Below are 20,806 nucleotides of genomic sequence, written 5' to 3' on the forward strand. Positions count from 1 at the left end.
TGTGCGGTTTTTAGAGAGAGTGACCGTTAGGGTAAAAAGGCCTGCCTAACGGGGTGTCGTAGCCGGTTGCTGCACGCTGCGGACCGGAAGCGGGGACAAGGTGTCCCCGCGACAAGAACACTGCGCTGAGCCGCAGTCTCAATTCCCGCAGAGTTTCTTGGCAATCTTGGCGACGTGCGCGCCTTGATAGCGGGCCCCGGCCAAATCGTTGGCGGTGGGTGTCCTCTCCCCTTGGGTGCCGGCGATAGTCGAGGCCCCATAAGGCGAGCCGCCGGTGATGGCACTGTTGTCCATCTGGCCGGCAAAGGCATAGGGCAGGCCTACCACCACCAGGCCGTGATGGAGAAGGGTGGTATGGAAGCTGAGGATGGTTGATTCCTGGCCACCGTGCTGGGTGCCGGTGCTGGTGAAAACACTGCCAACTTTGCCAACCAGGGCGCCTTTTGCCCACAGTCCACCGGTGGCATCAAGGAATTGCCGCATTTGGCCGCACATATTGCCGAACCGGGTCGGGGTGCCGAAGATGATTCCATCCGCCGCGGCAAGATCGTCAACGGTGGCAAAGGGGATATGTTCCATGCTCTTTTGCGCGCCCTCGGCGCCCATCGCCTTGAGGACGTCGGCGGGCAAGGTCTCCGGTACCCGCTTGAGAGTGACTTCGCAGCCCGGCACTTCGCGGACCCCAGCGGCGATTGCCTCGGCCATTTGATGGATATGGGTGTACATGCTGTAATAGACAACTAAGATTTTGGCCATGATCGTCTCCTTGTGCAGTAAGCTGTTCTTGGTATCGATGATCCGGCAAGCGCCTGCTGACCTGCCCTGGCTCGGATCTGCCGCCGGTATGTCAGGGTTTCATTATTCCCCCAAGTACCTCTATCTTTATGCTTCATCGGTTTTCACGATCTGTCTTTCAGTTCTCCGCTGGATAGGACTTCCTTAACCCATCCGCACCGCCAGCATGGACACCGCCCCGCCATCAAAACCCTCAACCGGGAAGGTCACCGGTTCGCCTGGCCGGCGCAGGGCGAGGATATACAGCAAGGGCAGAAAATGTTCCGGCGTCGGCGCCGATTGCATGGCATCATCGCCCAGTTCGTCATAGGCGACAATCTGGGCATCGTCGCCCTTTTGCAACAAACCGCGGATAGTGTTTTCAAAACGCACGCCCCAATCGAAGGCGATGCTGGCCTGATTTCCCCATACATAGACGGATAATTTGTGGACGATATTGCCGCTGCCAATGACGAGAACACCTTCCTCGCGCAGACTTGCCAGCCTTTTCCCCACCTCGTAGTGGAAGGCCGGTGGTTTTGTTGAGTCTATACTCAGCTGGACGACAGGCACATCGGCTTCCGGAAAGACATGGGTCAGCACCGACCAGGTCCCGTGGTCGAGGCCCCAGCCCTCATCGAGTTTCACCGGTACGGGGGCAAGCAGTTCCCTGACCTGCATGGCGAGCTCGGGGCTGCCGGGCGCCGGGTACTCCTCCTGGTGCAGTTCCACAGGGAAACCGCGAAAATCATGGATGGTTTTCGGTCTGGGGCTTATGGTCACCGCGCAACCGGGTAAATACCAGTGGGCGGATATAGCGAGCACCGCCTTGGGTCTCGGGATTGACATTCCAACCGCCGCCCATCCTTTGGTGAAGCTATTCTTGGCGATGGCGTTCATTGGATTGCCATGGCCAAAAAAGATAGCAGGCATCAGCTTTTTGTTGGTGTATTCTTCTTTTTTTTCCATGAGGGTATTTGCTTTTTGGCTGTCGGGAGTTGGCTGTCAAAACACGGAGGCCGTGCTCTGCAGTCATTAAGCCTCCGGGCGGATAAGGGCACATAGCAGTGGGTCCGGGAAATGCCGGGCGTCACCGTAGTGCCACTATAAGCATCTCAGGGTGCTAAGCCAGGGTATTATGCTTTTTCTTGACCAAGGGCGCCGCATCTGCTGTTCTGCGGCATGCTGCCGATACCCAGCAGCCCCGAGGGAATGCTTTCTCCCAGAGGCTGCTGGGCCGAGTAATGACAACTCAGGACTTATACCGCAAGGGCATAAGTTTCGTTTGAGCAAACAAGTTGCTTAACTCAGCTTTATACCGCAAGGGCATAAGTTTCCTACGAGCAGACAAGCTGCTCAACTCAGCTTTAGCCTCGGTCGTCGATCTTCAGGAAGGGGCGGTTTACAATACCGTTATAGATCTGGCGCGGACGGCCAATCCGGCTGCTTTCCTTGCTGGAGTTCATCTCCTGCCACTGGGCGATCCAGCCCGGCAGGCGGCCGAGGGCAAACATGACGGTGAACATGTTGGTGGGGATGCCCATGGCCCGGTAAATGATGCCGGAGTAGAAGTCGACATTCGGATAGAGGTTGCGGGACACGAAGTAGTCGTCCTTGCTGACCCGGTACTCCAGTTCCCGCGCCACATCCAGCAGGGGATCGGTGACATTGAGGGTGGAGAGGACGGCCTCGCAGACCTCCTTGATAAGGGTTGCCCGCGGGTCGTAGGTCTTGTAAACACGATGGCCGAAACCGGTGAGCCGGTACGGATTGTTCGGGTCCTTGGCCATGGCGATATACTTATCGTAATTCATGCCGTCGCGGTAGATCTTTTCGAGCATCCTCATGACCGCGACGTTGGCGCCACCGTGCAGCGGGCCCCAGAGGGCGCTGATGCCCGCGGAAATCGAGGGATAGAGGCGGACCCCGGCGCTGCCGACCAGGCGCACCGTCGAGGTCGAGCAGTTCTGTTCGTGGTCGGCGTGGAGGATGAGCAGCTTGTTCAGGGCGATGACGTTCACCGGTTCGATGTTGTAGGGCATATTCGGCCGGTCGAACATCATGTTCAAAAAGTTTGCGCAGTAGCTCAGGTCCGGCCGCGGGTAGACGAGGGGGTGGCCGATGTTCTTCTTGTAGGAGAAGGCGGCGATGGTGCGGATCTTTGACAGCAGGCGGGCGGTGGTGGTGGTGATGCCGCCGTAGGGGTCTTCTTCGCTGTCCATCTCCGGATAGAAGTCGTGCAGTGAGCCGACCATCGTCGACAGAATCGACATCGGCGAGGAGTTGGGGGGAAAATGATCGAAAAAATGGATCATGTCCTCATGGATCAGGGCGTACCTGGTCATGTCGTACTTGAAGAGATCAAGTTCTTTCTTGGTCGGCAGCTCGCCGGTCAGCAGCAGGTAGGCAACCTCGATGAACACACAGTTCTCGGCCAGCTCGGCGATGTCGTAGCCGCGGTATCTGAGGATGCCCTTGTCACCGTCCAGATAGGTGATCTGCGATTCACAGGAACCGGTGTTCATGTAGCCGCTGTCGAGGGTGATGTAGCCGGTTGTTTTCAGTAATGACCGGATATCCAGGGCCTTTTCTCCGGTGGTGCTCTCAACAATCGGCAGTTCGTAGACCTTGCCGTCGATAGTCAATTGTGCGGTTTGTTTGGGCATTGATATTCCTCCTTTTTTCGGCAATTATTACCGGCAAACCGCCAATACGCAATCAGTAATTGCAATTCTTTAACCAGGTGTTGCTCGCAGCAGGCGGGTTGTGGCTCGCAGCTGCGGTGCATTACACTGGCATCAGTGCTTGCTTGCGCCGTCGTTGCCATCTTTGACGGACGACGAGAGATGAACGGCTGGCGGCTGCGGAGGAGGGGAAGATTTGCCGCAAGATCGGCGATTAGGAGTTCCATTGCCAGGTCAAACTGAGTAAGGTTTTACCAAGAGCCAGTTGCTTGTCAAGGTGGGGAGACGAGGCCTTTACCGTCTTTTTGAGTATGGCGTATGGCAGGGCTAGCAATACGCCGAGTGGTAAAGGGTGATTTGATAATGAAAGGCAATTAACCCATAATTCTGGAGGTGTTTCATTATGCATGACACAGTTCTTGTGGAAGTAACAGAAAGCCATGTGGGAATACTAACCCTCAATCGTCCGGAGCAGCTCAATACCTTTAACAGCCAGATGGCCGGCGAACTGCATGCGGCACTTCTGGCCATGGAGGCCAATGACAGCGTCCGTGTTATCCTCTTGAAAAGCTCCGGACGGGCCTTCTGCGCCGGGATCGATGTCAATGAACTTGCCGGCAAGTCGGCGATACAGTACCGGGAGTGGATTGAGTGGATGGAAAATCCCTTGGTGGTCATGTCCACCATGAAAAAACCGGTCATCGCTCAGTTGCAGGGGGTTGCCACCGCCAATGGCATGGGACTTGCGGCGGCAGCCGATTTGGTTATTGCCTCGGAGCGGGTAAAGATGGGGCTTACGGCAATCAATGTCGGTCTTAATTGTGTTGGCCCGATCATTCCCGTAGCGCGCTGTGTGGGGCGAAAAAAAGCCCTGGAGTTGCTCCTTTACGGAAATCTTCTGAAGGCCCAGGAAGCACTGGAGCTTGGGCTGATAAATAAGGTCGTTGCCCACGAAGAGCTTGACGAGGTCGCTTTCAATTGGGCGAAAGATTTGGCCCAGCGCAGTCCGCTTGCCGTACAAATCGCCAAAAGTGCCTTCTATCAGTCTGAGGATATGGACTATCAAAGGCAATTCCAGTTTATGAACGAGGCCTTTGCACGACTCTGCACCACCGACGATGCAAAGGAGGGGGTAGCAGCCTTTTTGGAAAAACGAAATCCGCGGTGGACCTTACGCTAGAGCTGGTGCGTATCCCATAGGGGGCAGGTTTCGTTGGAGCAGGCTAGCTGCTCAACTCAGCTGTATCCTGTAAACGCCAGCTATCTCCGGCGAGCCCGGCGGACAATCAATTTCATCAGCTCGCGCAGCCACAGCACCGAGCTGGCAACCGCCGCGCAGATAAGCCAGTCGCCAAGACTCAGGCTGGTGGTGGAAAAGGCCTGTTGCAGAAAGGGGGTATGGACAACCGCCACCTGCAGTGAGACCGACAGGAGGATCGTTGCCCATAACAGCTTATTGGCAAACAACCCGACAAAGGCGCTCTGTTCGTCGGAACGGGCATTGAAAACGTTAAACAGCTGCTGAAAGACCAGGGTGGTAAAGGCCATGGTCTGGGCATAGCGCATCGTCCCCGAGCCTTCAATCAAGCCGCCGGGCAGGCTGGCATCGAGGACGAACAGGGTCCCCGCCGCCATCAGCATACCGACGAAGACGATGCCCACCCACATGCTATGGGTAATTGCCCCCTCATCGTGCGGCCGCGGTGGTTTTCGCATACCTCTCGCCTCCGCCGGATCAAGGCCGAGTGCCAGTGCCGGCGCCCCATCGGTGACGAAGTTGACCCAGAGAATCTGTGTCGCCAGGAGCGGCAGGACGATTGCCCCGCCTTCGCCCGGAGCCAGACCGAGGATGCCGGCCAGGAGCACCCCGAAAAACATGGTTATCACCTCGCCGATGTTCGACGACAGCAGATAGCGGAGGAATTTGCGGATGTTGGCAAAGATCGCCCGGCCTTCTTCGACGGCGGCGACAATGGTGGCAAAGTTGTCGTCGGCCAGGATCATGGCGGCGGCTTCTTTCGACACATCGGTCCCGGTTATGCCCATGGCTATGCCGATATGGGCGGTCTTCAGGGCGGGGGCGTCGTTGACCCCGTCCCCCGTCATCGCCACCGTTGCGCCAAGGCGTTTCAGCGCCTGGACGATGCGCAGTTTATGCTCTGGATTGACACGTGCGTAAACCGATACCTCCTGAAGCGTTCGCAGAAGGATCTCGTCGCTCATCTCGTCGAGTTCGGCACCGGTGACGGCCCGGCCATCGGCGGCGATACCCAGTTCCCCGGCAATGACCGCGGCGGTTTTCGGGTGGTCGCCGGTGATCATAAGCGAACGGATCCCGGCGGTTCTTGCCCTGGCAACGGCGTCCTTCGCTTCATCGCGCGGCGGGTCGATCATGCCGATCAGACCGAGGAAGATCAGATCGTTTTCGAGACCCTCGTCAACCTCCTTGCCGGTTAAGGCGGCACGGGGCAAGGAGCGCATGGCGACCCCGAGGGTGCGCAGGGCATCTCCGGCCAGGTCCTCATTGACGCGCAGGATCTCGGCGCGGCGCTCTGTCGTCAATGGCCTCGGCGTTTCACCGGCAAGTTCCCGGGAGCACCTGGCAAGCAGTATGTCCGGCGCCCCTTTGGTAAAGACCAGCACATCCTCGTCCTCCGCCGTGTCGATATGAATGGTACTCATCAGTTTGCGATTGGAGGAAAACGGCACTTCGCCGATCCGCTGTACCCGGTGATCGAGGTCGGCCGTCAGAAGTCCGGCCTTGCGGGCCGCGACGCATAGTGCCCCTTCCGTAGGGTCGCCCTGCACCGTCCATTGGCCATCGTGTTCCTGCAGGGCCGCGTTATTGGCCCGGTCGGCCACCGCCAGGGCGCGCAGCAGCTCGAAACGGAGTCGTGCATCAAGTGGTTGGCCATCCTCACCGAGGACCTCGCCCTCGGGCCGGTAACCGGTGCCGCCGAAACTGATCCGTCCGCTAGCGGTGGCAATCATGCGCACGGTCATCTCGTTCTTGGTCAGGGTGCCGGTTTTGTCGGAGGCGATGATATCGGCCGAACCGAGGGTTTCCACCGCCGCGAGGTGCCGGATAATGGAATTGCGCTTGGCCAGGCGCTGGACACCTATGGACAGGACAGCGGTAACCACCGCCGGCAGACCTTCTGGAACCGCCGCGACGGCAAGGGCCACCCCTAAGATGAGGACGTCGAATATCGCCGAGAAACCATGGACTTCCTCAACCAAAAGGATGGTGGCGATCATTACCAGGGCAATGACCATGACGATGATGCCGAGGATCCTGCCCAGGCGGTCGAGTTCTTTTTGCAGCGGTGTGGCCTCGGCCGGAGCGGCTTTGAGCATCGCGGCAATGCGTCCCATCTGGGTTTGCATCCCCGTGGCCACAACCACGGCCAGGCCGCGCCCGTAGGTCGCCGTCGTTCCGCTGAAGACCATATTGTGGCGATCACCAAGCCCTGCCTCGCCGGCAATCGGCAGGGTATCCTTCAACACCGGGAGGCTCTCGCCGGTCAGAGCCGCCTCGGCCGTTTGCAGGGCGATTGATTGGGTCAGCCGCGCGTCGGCGGCAATGGTGTCGCCTTCCTCAACGAGGAGAAGGTCGCCGGGGACAACCTCGCTCGCCGGGATGCTCAGACGGGCGCCACCCCGAATGACCTTGGCCTGGGCCGCCGCCATTTTTCGCAGAGCCGTCACCGCCTTCTCGGCACGTGATTGCTGAATGTAGCCCATGATGGCGTTGAGGAGGACGATGGCAAAGATCGCAATTGCCTCGTAGGGCAATGCCGAATCGCGCTCGTAGAACCACAGCCCGGCTGAGATGAGGGTCGCAACAAGGAGAAGGATAACAAGCTTGTCTTGAAACTGGGAGAGGAACTTCCGCCACTCCGCTATCGGTTTTTCGGCGATCAGTTCGTTTCTGCCGTACTGTTCGAGCCTTTTTCGTGCCACCACCTGGCTGAGGCCGCCTTGCGGATCTGTGCCGAGGCTGCCGAGAACCTTTTCTGCCGGCTGCTGATACGCTAACTCGAGGTCTTGTTGGCTCATCCTGGTCATTTCTCTCTATTCAAGAAGTGCTCGTGCGGGAGACTGGGCGGTATCCGGCTCTATCCCAATCCGCTAGCGGTGGAGCATCTTTCCTGGGTTGCAGCCTTTTTTGATAATGCATGTTAAAAAAGGATAGGGTTCAATCTCCCCCCGTCGAGTTTGCCACGAGTAGGGGGTCGACGCGGACGAGATGCCGAAATGGAGATGGATCGGCGTGTCCTTGGCGTTTCCCGAGTTTCCGAGATAGCCGAGGACATCTCCCGCTTGTACGCGGCTGCCGATGTTCAGACCGTGGGCAACGCCTTGCAGGTGGCTGCCGTAATAGCGAAAGCCGTCATCCCCGAGGAGGCTGACCCATCTCCCCCCTTTCATTTCTGGGCCGCCGGCCTTTTTGTACCGCAAGGGCATACGTTTCGTTTGAGCAGACAAGCTGCTCAACTCAGCTTTATCCCATTCATCCTCCCTTTGCACGTCCTCGATGACCCCCGACACCGGGGCGACAAAGGTACTGTCTTTTTTGCCGAAGATGTCTATCCCCGGATAGGCATGACCGCCAGGAGAAAAAGCCGATCGGTCGATGGGTCTGACGGGAAAAACATAGATGATTTCAGCGGATTGGGCGAGCGATGCGGCAATACAGATGGCGGACATGATGGCAGCGAGCAGGAGGAGAAATATCCTCTCCACTCGATCCGGTTCTTTGGCGATGCCCATCCTGCTATTCGATGTCCGGTTTGAATACATATTGCAAATAATCCTCGCGACACGGGCTGAAAACCTCCAGGGCAACGGCACTCTCCAATATCTCCGCCCGGTGTTTGGCATTGGCGGGGACATTCCAACTGTCGCCGGGATGGACGACCCTTGCTGCATCGTTTATAAAGAGCTTGATCCGGCCACTTACCAGGTAGCCGATTTGTTCATTGTCATGGGAATGCTCCGGCAAAAGCGCGTCCTTTGTCAACAAAAATTCCGTCATCAGGGTTCTGTTGCCATAGCACAGGGTCTTGATCTTAATGCCGGGCAATACCTCGGTATATCCATTGTCTGATTTCTTTCCGAACATATAATCTCCTTGAATCATTCCATTAATAAACCATTTGCTTTGCTGGCTCTCCATCGGGATGAGTAATGATCTTGTCGCTTGCCGGGGATGGGCTCTTTCACCTTCATCCTGTGTTTATACCACAAGGGCATACGTTTCGTACGAGCAGACAAACTGCTCAACTCAGCTTTATATTGATTTCTTCTTTTCTGCAAGAAAGCGGGAGCGTTTGTCGTCTGTTCCATGAAAAATGCTGTCCCGGAATTCTTCGGCCTCACCGAGTATCCGGGTATCCTTTATGAAATTTTCCTAGAAGCAAGTTGCAAGGCAGGAGTGTATAATTAAGGAGCCCCGGATCTTGCAGTGCTCTGGCTGGTCCGGAAATCTTCCGGCACCTCCCGCTATCATCAAAAAGGAGTCAACACCATGGATGGCCAATTCGCCTACGAAAAACTTGGACTCTTGTATCTTGGCCGAGAGCTTGATCTCAGCAGCGGTAAGCCCTCGCAGATCCCTTTACTCTTTAAAAACAAGGATATGACCACCCATGCGGTGATCATCGGCATGACCGGCAGCGGCAAGACCGGCCTTGGCATCGGCCTGATCGAAGAGGCGATCATGGACAATATCCCGTCGATAGTCATCGATCCGAAAGGGGATATGGGGAACTTACTCTTGACTTTTCCGAACTGCGCCGCCGCCGATTTTGCACCGTGGATCGATCCGGCCGAGGCGGCCAAAAAGGAGATGAGTGTTGACCAGTATGCCGCCGAAACCGCCAAGAACTGGCAGAACGGACTTGCCGCCTGGGGCCAGGGCCCGGAGCGCATCGCCGCCCTGCGCAGCAAGACCGAATTGACCATCTACACCCCCGGTAGCAGCGCCGGGGTGCCGGTGTCGGTACTCGGCAGCTTTACCGCTCCGGCGGCGGAGGTGGCGGGCGATATCGATACCCTCAACAGCCTGGTGAGTTCGACGGCCACCAGCCTTTTAGCCCTGGTCAATATCACCGGGGACCCTTTACAGAGCCGCGAGCACATCCTGGTCAGTTCGCTGTTTCTACACTTTTGGCGCTTGGGCCAGGACCTGAACATGGAAACGTTGATCGGCGGTATCGTCAGCCCGCCGTTCACCAAGGTCGGGGTCTTCCCCCTTGATACCTTTTATCCCCAGCCCGAACGCATGGCCCTGGCCATGAACCTCAACAATATCCTGGCCAGTCCAACCTTTGCCGCATGGACCCAGGGTGAGCCGCTTGATGCCCAGCGCCTGCTCTATGGCGAAAACGGGGCGCCGCGGACGGCGATCTTCTCCATAGCCCATCTGAGCGATGCCGAGCGGATGTTCTTCGTCACCATGCTCCTCAATCAGGTCATCGGCTGGATGCGCCGCCAGCAGGGCACGGCATCGCTGAAGGCCCTCCTGTATATGGACGAGATCTTCGGCTATTTCCCACCGACGGCCAATCCGCCGTCGAAAAAGCCGATGCTTCTCCTTCTCAAACAGGCGAGGGCCTATGGCATCGGAGTGGTTCTCGCCACCCAGAATCCCGTCGATCTTGACTATAAAGGCCTGGCCAATATCGGCACCTGGTTTGTCGGACGGCTGCAGACCAGTCAGGACCAGGACCGGGTGGTGGAGGGCATCGCCGGGGCAAGCGACGGCAAGCTCAATGTCCAGAAGGTGCGTAAATTGTTGTCGGACATGAAAGGCCGCCAGTTCCTTCTCAATTCGGCCCATCTTGACGAGCCGCTGCTTTTTGAGACCCGCTGGGCAATGTCCTACCTGAAGGGGCCTATCGCCCAGAACGATATTAAAAGGTTGATGGAAGCAAAGAAAGGCCAGCCGGCCTTGGCAAGCCAGATGGCACCGGCAATTCCCGCCGTCGCAGTGGCCTCCGTTGGCGTTGGCGCGAGCAGTTTGCCGCCGATCATTGCCCAGGGCATCGAGCAACGCTTCCATCTGCAGAATGTGGTAACCGACCAGGTAAGCTTTCAGCCCTGGCTGGCTGCCTCGGCATCGATCAGGTTTTTTAACGGCAGCCGGAATATCGATGTGGTCAGGGAGACGCGCTTGCGTCTGTATCTCGATGAGAATTTTCAGCGGACCGACTGGGGCGCGGCCGAACCGATGCCTTTTGCTCTTGATGATTGCCGGAGTGACGCCCCCGGTGGCGGCAGCTATTATCCATTGCCGCCAACCATCGCCCAGCAGAAGGACGGTAAGGCCATCGCCAAGTTGTTTGGCGACTATCTCTACCAGAACTCCCGCTTGGAGCTGAGCCGGATCAAAGGTGGCAACTTCGAATCGAAACCGGATGAAAAGCCCGGTGATTTCAAGGTCCGCTTCAACGATTATCTGCGCGAGCAGAAGGATCTGGCGGTCGAAAAACTGCGCGAAAAGTATCGGGTGCGCCAGGCCGGCCTTGAACAAAAACTGAACCGGGCACTCGACCGCCTTGACAAGGAAAAGGTTGATGTCCAGGCGAAGACCGCTGATTCGCTGGTTTCCTTCGGGGTTGCGGTGGTCGGGGCATTTTTCGGCAGGAAGGCGCTGTCCGCCGCCAATCTCGGCCGTGCCGCCACCGGCGTGCGCAGCGTCGGCCGGGTCGTCAAGGAGAAGAGCGATGTGAAGCGGGCGGAGGAGGAGATAGAGGAATTGCGTCAGGCCCTGGAGGCCTTGTCCGCCGAGATCGAGCAAAAAGCCGCCGAGCTGGCAGATACCTATAATCCTGATCAATACGAGGTTGAGACCTTTACCATCAGCCCGCGTCGCGGTGACATCTTTGACGTCCGGGTCGCCCTGTTGTGGGAGATGGTGTAAAGCTGAGTTGAGCAGTTTATCTGCTCATACGAAACTTATGCCCTTGTGGTATAGGGGGCTGAGGTGAGGGGAGCCGAAGAGGGCCTTTTTTCTTTTCGGCAAAAATGGTGTATCTTTTTTAAAGACGACCCTCTGCTGGTGGGTCTTTCAGGAATAAAACACAGGCTTGGAAATCTCCTGCAAGGAGACTCCGGGAGAATACAATAAAAAAGTGAGGAGAGTGAAATGGCAAAAAAGAAAAATAAGGCCGGAAAGAAGACCTACGATGTCATCAAGAAACAGTATCCGAAGGTCATAAAGGCGGTGGAAGCCCTGGGCACGACCGTGCGCGGCGCCGGTCCCCTTGACGAAAAGACCAGCCATCTCATCCAGTTGGCGGCCGCCGCGGCGACAGGCTCGGAAGGTTCGGTGCATTCCCATACCCGCAGGGCCCAAAAGGCAGGTGCCACCGCCGAGGAGATCAGCCATAGCCTTCTCCTGCTTATCTCGACCATCGGCTTTCCCAAAACTATGGCTGCCCTTTCCTGGAGCCGTGACATCCTGGAGGCCGGCGACGAGGAATAGTGGTTGCAGCCAGGCGCCCGGTACTCAGCGGATGATGAGGTTGTGCAGCTCGTCCCGGTCGCCTTGCTGCCGTGGGAAGTGCGTTGCCAGTATCTGCCCCGTCAGGCGGATGGCGTCACATAAGGCCTGGCAACGCCTTCCATCCCGGATCCCAGCGGTGAGACCTTCGACTATGCCGTGCCACTGACTGGGATCGATTTTTTGGTTTATGCCGGCATCGGCGAGAATCCAAACCTTTTGTTCCAGTACCGAGATGTATAAAAGAATGCCGTTTTCACCGGCGGTTTTGTGGAGTTTTTCGGCGTAGAAAGCGGCGATTGCCCCTTCCTGTATCTCCCGGTCGGCCTCCCGGCGATCAAGAAAAAAGCGGGTCAAGCAGCCGGAGCGTTTGATCAGGAGATGGCAGGCGGTAAAACTGACCAGACAGATCGCAAGAAACAGCCACATACTGTCCCGGCCAAGCCAGAGCCACGGGCCGATCAGCCCGGCGAGGAGGAGGCTGGCTGGGATGGACAGAAAAAGGCTACCGAGCATCGCCGCCATGGGATATTCGTGGCTGCGGCTAACGATCATTGGAACGATTTCCCCGGATGTCGTCAGTTCGACTTCCCGCACTGCTGCGTTCACCCGCTCTTGCTCCGCCTTCGTTAAAAAATTCTTTGCCAAGTTCTCCATCTCACCATCCCCCTGAGGATCCGCCACCACCAAAACCGCCGCCCCCGCCGCTGAACCCGGAATCGCCTCCCGAAGAAAAGCCGCCGGAGGAAGAGTTCCAGCCGCCGCCGGAAAAACGCATATTGCTGAAAAACAAACTGGCAAGGAAGCCGGCGATGAAGCCTATGGGAATAAAGGCCAGGATCAGCAGCCAGCCAAGACCAAGGAACAGGCCGACAACCGGGGCCAGTATGGCTCCAAGAGAAGCGGTAAACAGGCGGTGCTTGCCGGCGATCCGCGCCAGGGCGAAAAAGGCAAAGCCCAGAAAGACGACTATGCCCTCAAAATCCGCCGAGATGGAGGTCGAGGCGGTCGTAGTGGCGGTTGTCGAAAAGCTGAACTCGCCGCGCACCGCCGAGATCATCGCCGCAACCCCATCGCTCACCCCAAGGTCAAAATTGCCTTCGCGAAATCGGGGGGTAATAACGTCGCGGATAATGCGCCCGGCGGCAAGATCGGTAAGTCGTCCTTCCAGGCCGTAGCCAACCTCGATACGCAGCTTTCGGTCGTTTTTGGCGATCAGCAGCAGGGCGCCGTTGTCGCGGCCCTTTTGCCCGAGGCGCCAGGTTTCGGCGACCTTCAAAGAAAATTCCTCAAGGACTTCGCCCTGCAGGGAGGTGATCGTCAGCACGGCTATCTGGGTCGATTCCTCCCGTTCCAGCTTGGCGAGGCTGTCTTCCAGCTGTTGCCTGGTCGCAGGCGACAGGATGGCCGCATAGTCATTGACCCTGGCGATAAGCTTCGGCACCTCGATTGCCAGGGCTGCCTGGCCGGTAAGGGCCAGCCCCAGAACGATCAGCACAAGGCAGGCCGGCAGCCTGCCGCAAGACCTCGGCGCCGCCATCTAAAATTTGACCTGCGGGGCAACCTTTGCCGCCTCGTCCGCCTTATAATATTCCTTACGGTCGAGGTGGAGGAGGATGCTGTTAGTGAGGCTGGCCGGGAATGCCCGGATTGCCCCGTTGAATTCCTCCACAGCCTTGTTGTAGCGCTGGCGAGCGACGTTAATGCGGTTTTCGGTGCCTTCCAGCTGGCTTTGCAGATCGAGGAAATTTTGATTGGCCTTCAGGTCAGGATACTGTTCGACGACCACCATGAGTTTACTGAGGGCTGAGTTCAGGCCGCCCTGGGCTTCCTGGAATTGGCCCATGACCGCGGCATTGCCGAGGTCGGCGGTGGAGAGCTTGATGGATGTGGCCTTGGCGCGGGCATTGATCACCGCTTCCAGGGTGCCTGCTTCGTGTTTGGCATAGCCTTTGACCGTTTCAACCAGATTGGGGATAAGGTCGGCGCGGCGCTGCAGCGTCGCTTCGATGTCGGCCCAGGCCTTGAATACCGCCTCTTCTTGAAGCTGCAGGCTGTTGTAGCCGCAACCACCGAAAAGAGGAATGAAGAGTAAGAGGACAATCAGTCGGGCGAAGTGGCGCATGGTGCCTCCTTGGGAGGAAAGGATCAGTGGAAAATACCTGGTAAGCGTTCTGGTATATGTCTTCCCCAAGGTAGTAATTTTTCGGGAATTTGTCCATAAAATGCCGCCAATGGCGGATTTTTGCCGTGCTTGACAGAACCGGGAAAAGTGCGTAAATTGTTGACTCGTTAAATATTAAGGAGGCAATAAATGAGTTCCTGCAATGAATCTTTTTTTCGGCTTATCGCCCTTACCGGCCAGGCCATGCGCAGCTATGCCGATCAGCGGTTAAAGACCTTCGATCTGACCGTTGAACAGCTGCAGCTGCTCAAGCAACTGGCAATAGATGCCGGCCGACCGCAGAATGTCCTTTGTGCATTGTCGAGCAAGAGCCCGGCCAATATCACCAGAATTCTTGACCGGCTGCAGAAAAAAGGGCTGATTGTTCGCCGCCTGAACCCGGAGGATCGCCGCTCCAGCCTGGTTTTTCTCACCGCGGAGGGCGATAGGTTGCGGACCGAGGTGTTGAGCCTTTTTGAAGGCTTGAGTGCGGAGCTGATCCGTGGTATCAGCGATAAAAGTCAGCAGGAGGCGTTTTCAGTGCTTGAGGCGATAACCGCCAATATCGAGAGGATGTCAGAAAGAAATAATTTGGAGAAGGGCAGGTCATGAATGACCGATTGTTGTTTTTGCTGCCGGAGTACCCTGATAACTTTCCCTTGTTACTTACTATTGTTATAGACATTTAAAAGGAGCCGAACAGATGAAACTGTGGAGTCTAGTTGTAGCCCTGGTATTGGGCGCTTCATTCAGCCAAGCCGCTGATCTTGCCGGGATGCAGGCAATGGCCCTCAAGAATCGCGAGGTGATTCAGCAGTATATGACCACCCTCGAACAAAGCGAAAAGGAGATTATCCGGGCCAGGAGCGGCTACTATCCGGCGGTGGATCTTTCCTATACCGTCAATGCCCTTGATGAAAGCAGCCTGTTGGAACAAAAGGAAAACTCGGTCGCCCTCGGCAGAGTAAGCCTCAATCTTTTTGCCGGTTTTCGCGATAAATACGGGGTGCAGTCAGCCGAGCTGCTCAAGGATGTCGAACAGCACAAACTGCAGGGCATTCGCCAAGACATTCAGCTCAATGTTGCCCTTGCCTATCTTGCGGTATTTGAGCGCAAGGCCAACCGCGAGGTGGCTGAGTCGGCTTTCCAGACCCTGGGCAAGGTATACAAGGATGGAGAAAGCCGTTTCCAGGTGGGCTTGATCGGTAAAAACGAACTGCTGAAGTTCCGGGTAGATTATGACAACGCCGACATAACCTTCAAGTCCGCCGATGCCGGATTGAAAAAGAGCATCCACGATCTGTCCCGGCAGGTAGGTGCCGAGATCGATCTGGCAAGTCTTGATTTTGCTGAATTCAATAATCTTCCGCCGCTGGTCGACCGGACCGCTTATGCCGAGAAAATGTTGACGGAGAGAAGTGAGATCAAGGCCCTGGAGGCAGTCATTGCCGCTACCTCGGCGCAGGTCGAAGGGGTCAAGAGCGGCTATTTCCCAAGGGTCGATGCGGTCGGCAGCTATAAACGCTATGATGACGATTTTTTTACTGGCAACGGTTCCGTCGACGATGAGGAGCTACGGGCCCAGGTGGTCATGTCGGTCAATCTGTACCAGGGCAGCAATACCGAGGCGACCATCGCCAAAACAATGCTGCAGGCACGCGCTCAGCGCTATGAGCTGCAGGAAGTGAAGAACGGTTTCCTTACCGATCTTGACAATCTCCTTATTGACCTGCAGGTGAGCCTCGATAACGTCCAGGTTGCCAAACGGTCCATCGAACAGGCCGAGGAGAATCTTCGTATAACCCAACTCAAATACGACGAAGGGCTGCAACGGGAATCGGATTTGCTTGACGCGATTACCAGCCTGTCACGTGCGCAGTACAACTATGTCTCGGTCATGCGAACGGTTTTTACCAATCACTTTCGTTTGATTCGCATGGTCAGTGGCTTTTGATTGCCCAGGCGGTTGATAAATTGAGGGAAAGCCGCGGCGCCCGGAAATTTCCCGGTTGCGATGTGAGGAAGGGCAAAGTTTGGTGCGTGTAGTCCGGCAAAATGGTAAATAGGCGGGAAACGGGTAGGCCTTTTCGGACGAAAAGAGGTTGCCGCTTCCCGCCTTTCACTCTCCTTAACATACAACAACATGGAAAGATTATTAGTAATTAGTATAGCAGCAGCGCTTGGGGCCGGGTTTTATCTGTGGTTTTTCCGGATGATTCGGCGACCGGTAATGCAGGAGTATGTGGTTGCTCACCAATGGCTTCTGCATCCCAATGCCATTTGCTATTGGCGGGCCGCGCTGGCCATGCTCGGTTTTTGCCTGTATTTTTTTGCCGGCTATCAGGCAACCGCTATTTTTATTTTTACCTATGCGGCAATTCTCGACGGGGTCGATGGTCTTGTGGCGAGAAGCTGCAATATGACGACTAAGCTGGGCGAATGGCTCGATCCCCTATGCGATAAACTGACCTATCTGCCGCCCTTGGTCGGTTTTGCGTATCTTGGTGTTATGTCAACGGATTTGGTGTGGATTCTGGTGGGCGTCGAGCTGGCTGGACAATTTCTCGCCAGGCACCTTCTGTCGATGATCAATTATTCTGTGGCGGCCAATAATTTCGGCAAGATCAAAGCTATAATCTGCTTTGCCCTGGTTATTTATTGCGCACTTCTGGATGGTAATCCCGGTTTTATCGACATGGGCGATGAGGTTGTCATTGCCTGTATCATCCTGTCGGTGGCATCGGTTGGCTGTAAGTTTATTCCCAATAGGCTGTATGCCGACATCCTTTCGACTCTCAATTTCTTCTGTGGTGTGGCTAGTCTTATCCTGACCCATAACCACCATTTCGCCTGGGCAATCCTGGCAATAATCGCCGGTCAGCTCTTTGACCTCTTTGACGGCAGGATGGCTGAGAAGCATGGTGGTACCAAGTACGGCCCCTACCTTGACGACATCGCCGACTTTGTCAGTTTTGGCCTTTCGCCGGCCTATGTTGTCGCGTTGTCCTCCGGGACATGGATTTCCTGGGGAGTAAGTCTGCTCTACTTTGCCGGGGTGGCCTACCGGCTGGTTCGTTTTGTTACCGTTGACAAGAAGCGCACTGATCTGCCCTATGGTATCTTCAATGGCCTTCCCAGCCCTGCCGGGGCCCTTGTTGTCCTGGGGGCCGCCCTGGTTGTGCCGCCGGATTATCTGTGGCTTGTCGCCATACTGTCCGTTGGCTTGATGGTCAGCCATGTACGGTTTGCCCATTTTGGCCGGGTAATTCTCAAACAGATACCGAAGCCGATGTTTTTTCTTGCCTGCGCCGCTTTGGTTTTGGTTATTGCCTTTATTATTAAGACGAAAAATGTCCAAATGTTCGGGTATCTCATTCTTTTTTCCGTGTTGACCTATATGGTGGTCGGGAGGAAATGCCTCGGATCGAATAGCTGATCTTGTTAATGTGCGGCGGCAGGAGTTTGCAGTTGCCTCAGAGTATAAAGCTGAGTTGAGCAAGCTGTTCTGCTCAAACGAAACTTATGCCTTTGTGGTATACGAAGACAGGCAATACCAGGCCAGCAAAAATATTTCCTTGTAAAAGATGGCGTTATCTTGTACGCTCGATAACGTAAAAATTAAAAATAGCACACTCTTTTCTTGATATCTTACGTTGTGACTCCATAAGCTTCGATACCTTAAAAAGTTTTTGCTGAAAATTTCAAAAGAAGGAAATCAGCATGAAGCTTTTTATTGGTAGCCTGCCTTATAATATCACTGAACCTGAGCTCTCCGAACTTTGTGGTCAATATGGCAGTGTTGTCAGTGCCAAGTTAGTTATTGATCAATTTTCCGGTCAATCCAAGGGATTTGGTTTTATCGAGATGGCAACCCGATCAGAGGGGCACAAGGTAATGGAAGGGCTTAACGGTAAAGAGTATAAACATCGTACGCTGGTCTGCAACGAGGCAAAACCCCCAGTTAAAAAAGGCGCCAGGCGGAGATAAACCAGCTTGTAATACTGAACGCTGACCCAATCCTGAGATAATTCTGAGATGTTCTTAAATTGTTACTAACGAGGTGGAATCTTACGAATAAGGGCGGAAAGGCGTCGGGTGGCGATGCAGTCGAGAGACACTCGAAATACAATTACTGAATGTATCGATGCGATCCATTCAGTTTTTTCACAATGGTTCCTTGTCGGAACCAATTTCAAAACTGTGCGACCCAGTCGCATAATGCACAAGGAGTAGTTACAATGGCTGAAGGAACAGTAAAGTGGTTTAATGATTCAAAAGGTTTTGGTTTTATTGAGCAAGATGGTGGCAAGGATGTATTTGTTCATCACACTGCCATCAAGGCAGAGGGCTTCAAATCTCTCCAAGAGGGAGAGCGGGTAACTTTCGACGTTGTCGAGGGTGCCAAGGGTCCTGCTGCGGCCAATGTCGTTAAACGCTAATACTATATTGCGTTAAAATATTCTCATCCCCGCCGGACCTTCTGCGCAGGGATGAGAAATCGACAGGCCTGATTAAACGGATTGTTGCGAAGGCGAGTATTTACCTTTGGGTCCCCCGTGATCGAATTCGGGGGAAATAGCTGTGAGGAGCGATCCGTTTCAAAGTGACCGAGATGCATGACGGTCAACATCCGTAGTCCTTACATCGCACGAACAAACCTTCCTTTGAGCAGACAAGCTGCCCTCTCAGATTTATTCGGTTGTGCCGTTTTTTGTCCTTCTGGCAAAATCTTCCGCGGTGCCAGTCCTCTCCCTTCTGCCGGGTGAAACATTCTTAACTTCGAAGAGTTGTGAGTGGTATTGTGTGGCGGAGGTGCATCCGGAATACCGCCTATCAGTGAGATGCCGGGACGAGGCGACTGCCAGGTCCCGGAATTTGTGTTTTTACACGTTGTCCCATGACGCGGTAAGGGATACAGGTGCCTTATGCAGGGAGGTCGTTTAAAGTGAAATCGCGGCGGAGTTGCTTCTTGTTGATCTTGCCGACGCTTGTTTTGGCGATCTGTTCGACGATCAGCACCTTCTCCGGCATCCCGTATTTCGGGAGGCTGCCGTTGTCAACCTGGGCTTTGATGACCGCGAGAATGTCTTCTGCGCTCAAAGCCTTGCTCAGACCGGGTTTGGGGACAACCAGGGCAACCGGCCTTTCGCCCCATTTTGGGTCCTGAACACCGATGACCGCAACCTCGCTGACTCCCGGATGCTGGCTGATGATGTCTTCCAGCTCAAGAGAGGAGATCCACTCTCCGCCGGTCTTGATAACATCTTTCAGCCGGTCGGTTATCTGCAAATAGCCTTTGGTGTCGATGTAGCCGATGTCACCGGTATGCAGCCAGCCGCCTTCCCAGAGTTCCTTGCTCTTTTCTTCATCTTTAAAATAGCCTTGGGTGAGCCACGGAGTCCGGACAACTACTTCGCCGGTGGTTTTACCGTCGTGGGGCACTGCTTTGCCATTGGGATCAAAAAGTTCAAGCTGGACATGGCTGATCGGCAATCCAGTACGGCAACGCATGGTGATCTGCTGGTTCTCGTCGCCTTCGAGCATGTCCGGTTTGAGGAGGGCCAGGGTGAGGATTGGGCAGGTTTCCGACATGCCGTAGCCGGTAAAGACATTGATGCCGTGGCCCAGAGCTTGTTTGCACATTCCCTTGGAAAGGGCGGAGCCGCCGATAACCACCTTCCAGTTCGACAGGTCGCAACCCGCCACAGCCGGAGTTGACAGCAGCATGTGCAGGATGGTTGGAACGCAGTGGGAGAATGTCACCTTATGGGTGGAGATCAGTTTCAACAGGGTGGCAGGTTCGTAACGGCCCGGATATACTTGTTTGCAGCCGAGCATGGTTGACAGATACGGCATGCCCCAGGCATGGACATGGAACATCGGGGTGATCGGCATATACACATCCGAAGAGCAGATGCGGGCTTGGGTGTCATAGGCGCAAAGAGCCGAGAGAACGCCATGGGTATGGAGCACCAGCTGGCGGTGGGTAAAATAAACGCCCTTAGGCAGGCCGGTGGTGCCGGTGGTGTAAAAGGTTGTGGCGACACTGTTCTCGTCAAAGTCGGGGAAGGCGTATTCCTCCGGTTGGTCCCGCAGCATGGCCTCGTACTCGGCGTCCTGGCCGCTTAAGGGGTCATTGTTGTCGGTGAGGAGGACTACTTTTTTCACCGTCGTCAGGTTGTCCTTGATGGCCGCAAGCATCGGCAGGAATTCAGAGTTGATGAGCAGCACGTCATCTTCGGCGTGATTGATTGTGTACAGCAACTGTTCGCTGGACAGCCGGACGTTGACCGTATGGAGAATGGCTCCGAGCATCGGCACGGCAAAATAGCATTCAAGATACCGATTTGAATCCCAATCCATAACCGCAACCGTGTCGCCGGCCTGTACTCCGAGCTTGGTAAGAGCATGGGCAAGCTGGCAGATCCGTTTACCAAATTGTTTGTAGGTGTATTCCCGCTGGTCCCGGTAGATAATCTTTTGCTCGGGTGCGTATATCAGTGGGGTGGTGAGCAAGGTCTTGATGAGCAGTGGGTACGAATACGCATCTGGTGCGGATGGAAGGATCTTGGTGTTCATGACATGCTCCTTGGGTTGAGAAAATTGTAGGGGGCGGGCAACAGGTAACTCTTGGTTTCTCCGGCGTTCCTCGGTTTGCTTGATAAACAACGACAA

Annotated in this window: 18 protein-coding genes; 8 read left to right on the forward strand and 10 right to left on the reverse strand. The window is 55.5% G+C overall.

The window, feature by feature from the left end:
• Positions 1-138: 138 nt before the first annotated feature.
• The 3 genes from wrbA to OEL83_05440 form a co-directional block, all read right to left on the reverse strand.
• Entirely contained in the window at positions 139-756 is a 618-nt protein-coding gene (gene wrbA / locus OEL83_05430; GenBank protein MDK9706473.1) for an NAD(P)H:quinone oxidoreductase, read from the reverse strand.
• Positions 757-939: 183 nt separating this feature from the next.
• On the reverse strand, positions 940-1,743 hold the full coding sequence (gene ygiD / locus OEL83_05435) for a 4,5-DOPA dioxygenase extradiol (protein ID MDK9706474.1): 804 nt from the start codon (positions 1,741-1,743) through the stop codon (positions 940-942).
• A 398-nt stretch (positions 1,744-2,141) separates the two neighbouring features.
• The gene (locus OEL83_05440; GenBank protein MDK9706475.1) at positions 2,142-3,440 is read right to left on the reverse strand and encodes a citrate synthase; all 1,299 of its coding nucleotides are present in this window, start codon (positions 3,438-3,440) and stop codon (positions 2,142-2,144) included.
• Between the two features lie 421 nt (positions 3,441-3,861).
• Here OEL83_05440 and OEL83_05445 point away from each other — a divergent pair, with 421 nt between their 5' ends.
• Positions 3,862-4,638: an enoyl-CoA hydratase/isomerase family protein gene (locus OEL83_05445; GenBank protein ID MDK9706476.1), complete on the forward strand. Its 777-nt coding sequence runs from the start codon at positions 3,862-3,864 to the stop codon at positions 4,636-4,638.
• Between the two features lie 80 nt (positions 4,639-4,718).
• Here OEL83_05445 and OEL83_05450 read toward each other — a convergent pair whose 3' ends face one another.
• The 3 genes from OEL83_05450 to OEL83_05460 all read right to left on the reverse strand — a co-directional run bounded on the left by OEL83_05450 (position 4,719) and on the right by OEL83_05460 (position 8,583).
• Complete coding sequence (locus tag OEL83_05450) at positions 4,719-7,517, reverse strand: cation-translocating P-type ATPase (protein MDK9706477.1); 2,799 nt, start codon at positions 7,515-7,517, stop codon at positions 4,719-4,721.
• 72 nt (positions 7,518-7,589) lie between these two features.
• The gene (locus OEL83_05455) at positions 7,590-8,231 is read right to left on the reverse strand and encodes a M23 family metallopeptidase (GenBank protein MDK9706478.1); all 642 of its coding nucleotides are present in this window, start codon (positions 8,229-8,231) and stop codon (positions 7,590-7,592) included.
• 4 nt (positions 8,232-8,235) lie between these two features.
• Entirely contained in the window at positions 8,236-8,583 is a 348-nt protein-coding gene (locus OEL83_05460; GenBank protein ID MDK9706479.1) for a cupin domain-containing protein, read from the reverse strand.
• Positions 8,584-8,988: 405 nt separating this feature from the next.
• On the opposite strand from OEL83_05460, the gene OEL83_05465 reads away from it, so the two are divergent.
• Together OEL83_05465 and OEL83_05470 are read left to right on the forward strand one after the other, a co-directional pair.
• Entirely contained in the window at positions 8,989-11,385 is a 2,397-nt protein-coding gene (locus OEL83_05465; GenBank protein ID MDK9706480.1) for a DUF87 domain-containing protein, read from the forward strand.
• Between the two features lie 225 nt (positions 11,386-11,610).
• A complete protein-coding gene (locus OEL83_05470) occupies positions 11,611-11,949 on the forward strand; it encodes a carboxymuconolactone decarboxylase family protein (protein MDK9706481.1) in 339 nt (112 codons plus the stop codon).
• A gap of 24 nt (positions 11,950-11,973) precedes the next feature.
• Here the strand turns inward: OEL83_05470 and OEL83_05475 are convergent, their stop codons facing one another.
• Genes OEL83_05475 through OEL83_05485 form a run of 3 tightly spaced genes read right to left on the reverse strand, consistent with a single transcriptional unit; the run spans position 11,974 to position 14,092 of the window.
• Positions 11,974-12,624, reverse strand: coding sequence for a TPM domain-containing protein (locus OEL83_05475; protein MDK9706482.1), 651 nt, complete (start codon positions 12,622-12,624; stop codon positions 11,974-11,976).
• A 1-nt stretch (position 12,625) separates the two neighbouring features.
• On the reverse strand, positions 12,626-13,507 hold the full coding sequence (locus OEL83_05480) for a TPM domain-containing protein (protein MDK9706483.1): 882 nt from the start codon (positions 13,505-13,507) through the stop codon (positions 12,626-12,628).
• Positions 13,508-14,092, reverse strand: coding sequence for a LemA family protein (locus OEL83_05485; GenBank protein ID MDK9706484.1), 585 nt, complete (start codon positions 14,090-14,092; stop codon positions 13,508-13,510).
• Positions 14,093-14,281: 189 nt separating this feature from the next.
• On the opposite strand from OEL83_05485, the gene OEL83_05490 reads away from it, so the two are divergent.
• The 5 genes from OEL83_05490 (at position 14,282) to OEL83_05510 (ending at position 18,570) form a co-directional block, all read left to right on the forward strand.
• Positions 14,282-14,743 carry a MarR family winged helix-turn-helix transcriptional regulator gene (locus tag OEL83_05490; GenBank protein MDK9706485.1) on the forward strand — a complete coding sequence of 154 codons (462 nt, stop codon included), beginning with the start codon at positions 14,282-14,284 and terminating at the stop codon, positions 14,741-14,743.
• A 91-nt stretch (positions 14,744-14,834) separates the two neighbouring features.
• Positions 14,835-16,085 (forward strand): TolC family protein, encoded by a 1,251-nt coding sequence (locus OEL83_05495; GenBank protein ID MDK9706486.1) that lies wholly within the window; start codon positions 14,835-14,837, stop codon positions 16,083-16,085.
• A 189-nt stretch (positions 16,086-16,274) separates the two neighbouring features.
• Positions 16,275-17,567 (forward strand): CDP-alcohol phosphatidyltransferase family protein, encoded by a 1,293-nt coding sequence (locus OEL83_05500; protein ID MDK9706487.1) that lies wholly within the window; start codon positions 16,275-16,277, stop codon positions 17,565-17,567.
• A 284-nt stretch (positions 17,568-17,851) separates the two neighbouring features.
• Positions 17,852-18,118 (forward strand): RNA-binding protein, encoded by a 267-nt coding sequence (locus OEL83_05505; protein ID MDK9706488.1) that lies wholly within the window; start codon positions 17,852-17,854, stop codon positions 18,116-18,118.
• A gap of 251 nt (positions 18,119-18,369) precedes the next feature.
• Positions 18,370-18,570: a cold-shock protein gene (locus OEL83_05510; GenBank protein MDK9706489.1), complete on the forward strand. Its 201-nt coding sequence runs from the start codon at positions 18,370-18,372 to the stop codon at positions 18,568-18,570.
• A gap of 484 nt (positions 18,571-19,054) precedes the next feature.
• Here the strand turns inward: OEL83_05510 and OEL83_05515 are convergent, their stop codons facing one another.
• Complete coding sequence (locus OEL83_05515; protein MDK9706490.1) at positions 19,055-20,710, reverse strand: fatty acid--CoA ligase; 1,656 nt, start codon at positions 20,708-20,710, stop codon at positions 19,055-19,057.
• Positions 20,711-20,806: the final 96 nt, after the last annotated feature.

This window comes from Desulforhopalus sp., assembly GCA_030247675.1.
GTDB lineage: Bacteria > Desulfobacterota > Desulfobulbia > Desulfobulbales > Desulfocapsaceae > Desulforhopalus_A.

Coding starts and splice junctions, on each gene's coding strand:
- OEL83_05485 (MDK9706484.1), bottom strand. CDS start 14,092: ATGCGCCACTTCGCCCGACTGATTGTCCTCTTACTCTTCATTCCTCTT.
- OEL83_05450 (MDK9706477.1), bottom strand. CDS start 7,517: ATGAGCCAACAAGACCTCGAGTTAGCGTATCAGCAGCCGGCAGAAAAG.
- OEL83_05470 (MDK9706481.1), top strand. CDS start 11,611: ATGGCAAAAAAGAAAAATAAGGCCGGAAAGAAGACCTACGATGTCATC.
- OEL83_05500 (MDK9706487.1), top strand. CDS start 16,275: ATGGAAAGATTATTAGTAATTAGTATAGCAGCAGCGCTTGGGGCCGGG.
- OEL83_05510 (MDK9706489.1), top strand. CDS start 18,370: ATGGCTGAAGGAACAGTAAAGTGGTTTAATGATTCAAAAGGTTTTGGT.
- OEL83_05505 (MDK9706488.1), top strand. CDS start 17,852: ATGAAGCTTTTTATTGGTAGCCTGCCTTATAATATCACTGAACCTGAG.
- OEL83_05465 (MDK9706480.1), top strand. CDS start 8,989: ATGGATGGCCAATTCGCCTACGAAAAACTTGGACTCTTGTATCTTGGC.
- OEL83_05445 (MDK9706476.1), top strand. CDS start 3,862: ATGCATGACACAGTTCTTGTGGAAGTAACAGAAAGCCATGTGGGAATA.
- ygiD (MDK9706474.1), bottom strand. CDS start 1,743: ATGGAAAAAAAAGAAGAATACACCAACAAAAAGCTGATGCCTGCTATC.
- OEL83_05490 (MDK9706485.1), top strand. CDS start 14,282: ATGAGTTCCTGCAATGAATCTTTTTTTCGGCTTATCGCCCTTACCGGC.
- OEL83_05480 (MDK9706483.1), bottom strand. CDS start 13,507: ATGGCGGCGCCGAGGTCTTGCGGCAGGCTGCCGGCCTGCCTTGTGCTG.
- OEL83_05495 (MDK9706486.1), top strand. CDS start 14,835: ATGAAACTGTGGAGTCTAGTTGTAGCCCTGGTATTGGGCGCTTCATTC.
- OEL83_05515 (MDK9706490.1), bottom strand. CDS start 20,710: ATGAACACCAAGATCCTTCCATCCGCACCAGATGCGTATTCGTACCCA.
- OEL83_05475 (MDK9706482.1), bottom strand. CDS start 12,624: ATGGAGAACTTGGCAAAGAATTTTTTAACGAAGGCGGAGCAAGAGCGG.
- OEL83_05440 (MDK9706475.1), bottom strand. CDS start 3,440: ATGCCCAAACAAACCGCACAATTGACTATCGACGGCAAGGTCTACGAA.
- OEL83_05460 (MDK9706479.1), bottom strand. CDS start 8,583: ATGTTCGGAAAGAAATCAGACAATGGATATACCGAGGTATTGCCCGGC.
- OEL83_05455 (MDK9706478.1), bottom strand. CDS start 8,231: ATGGGCATCGCCAAAGAACCGGATCGAGTGGAGAGGATATTTCTCCTC.
- wrbA (MDK9706473.1), bottom strand. CDS start 756: ATGGCCAAAATCTTAGTTGTCTATTACAGCATGTACACCCATATCCAT.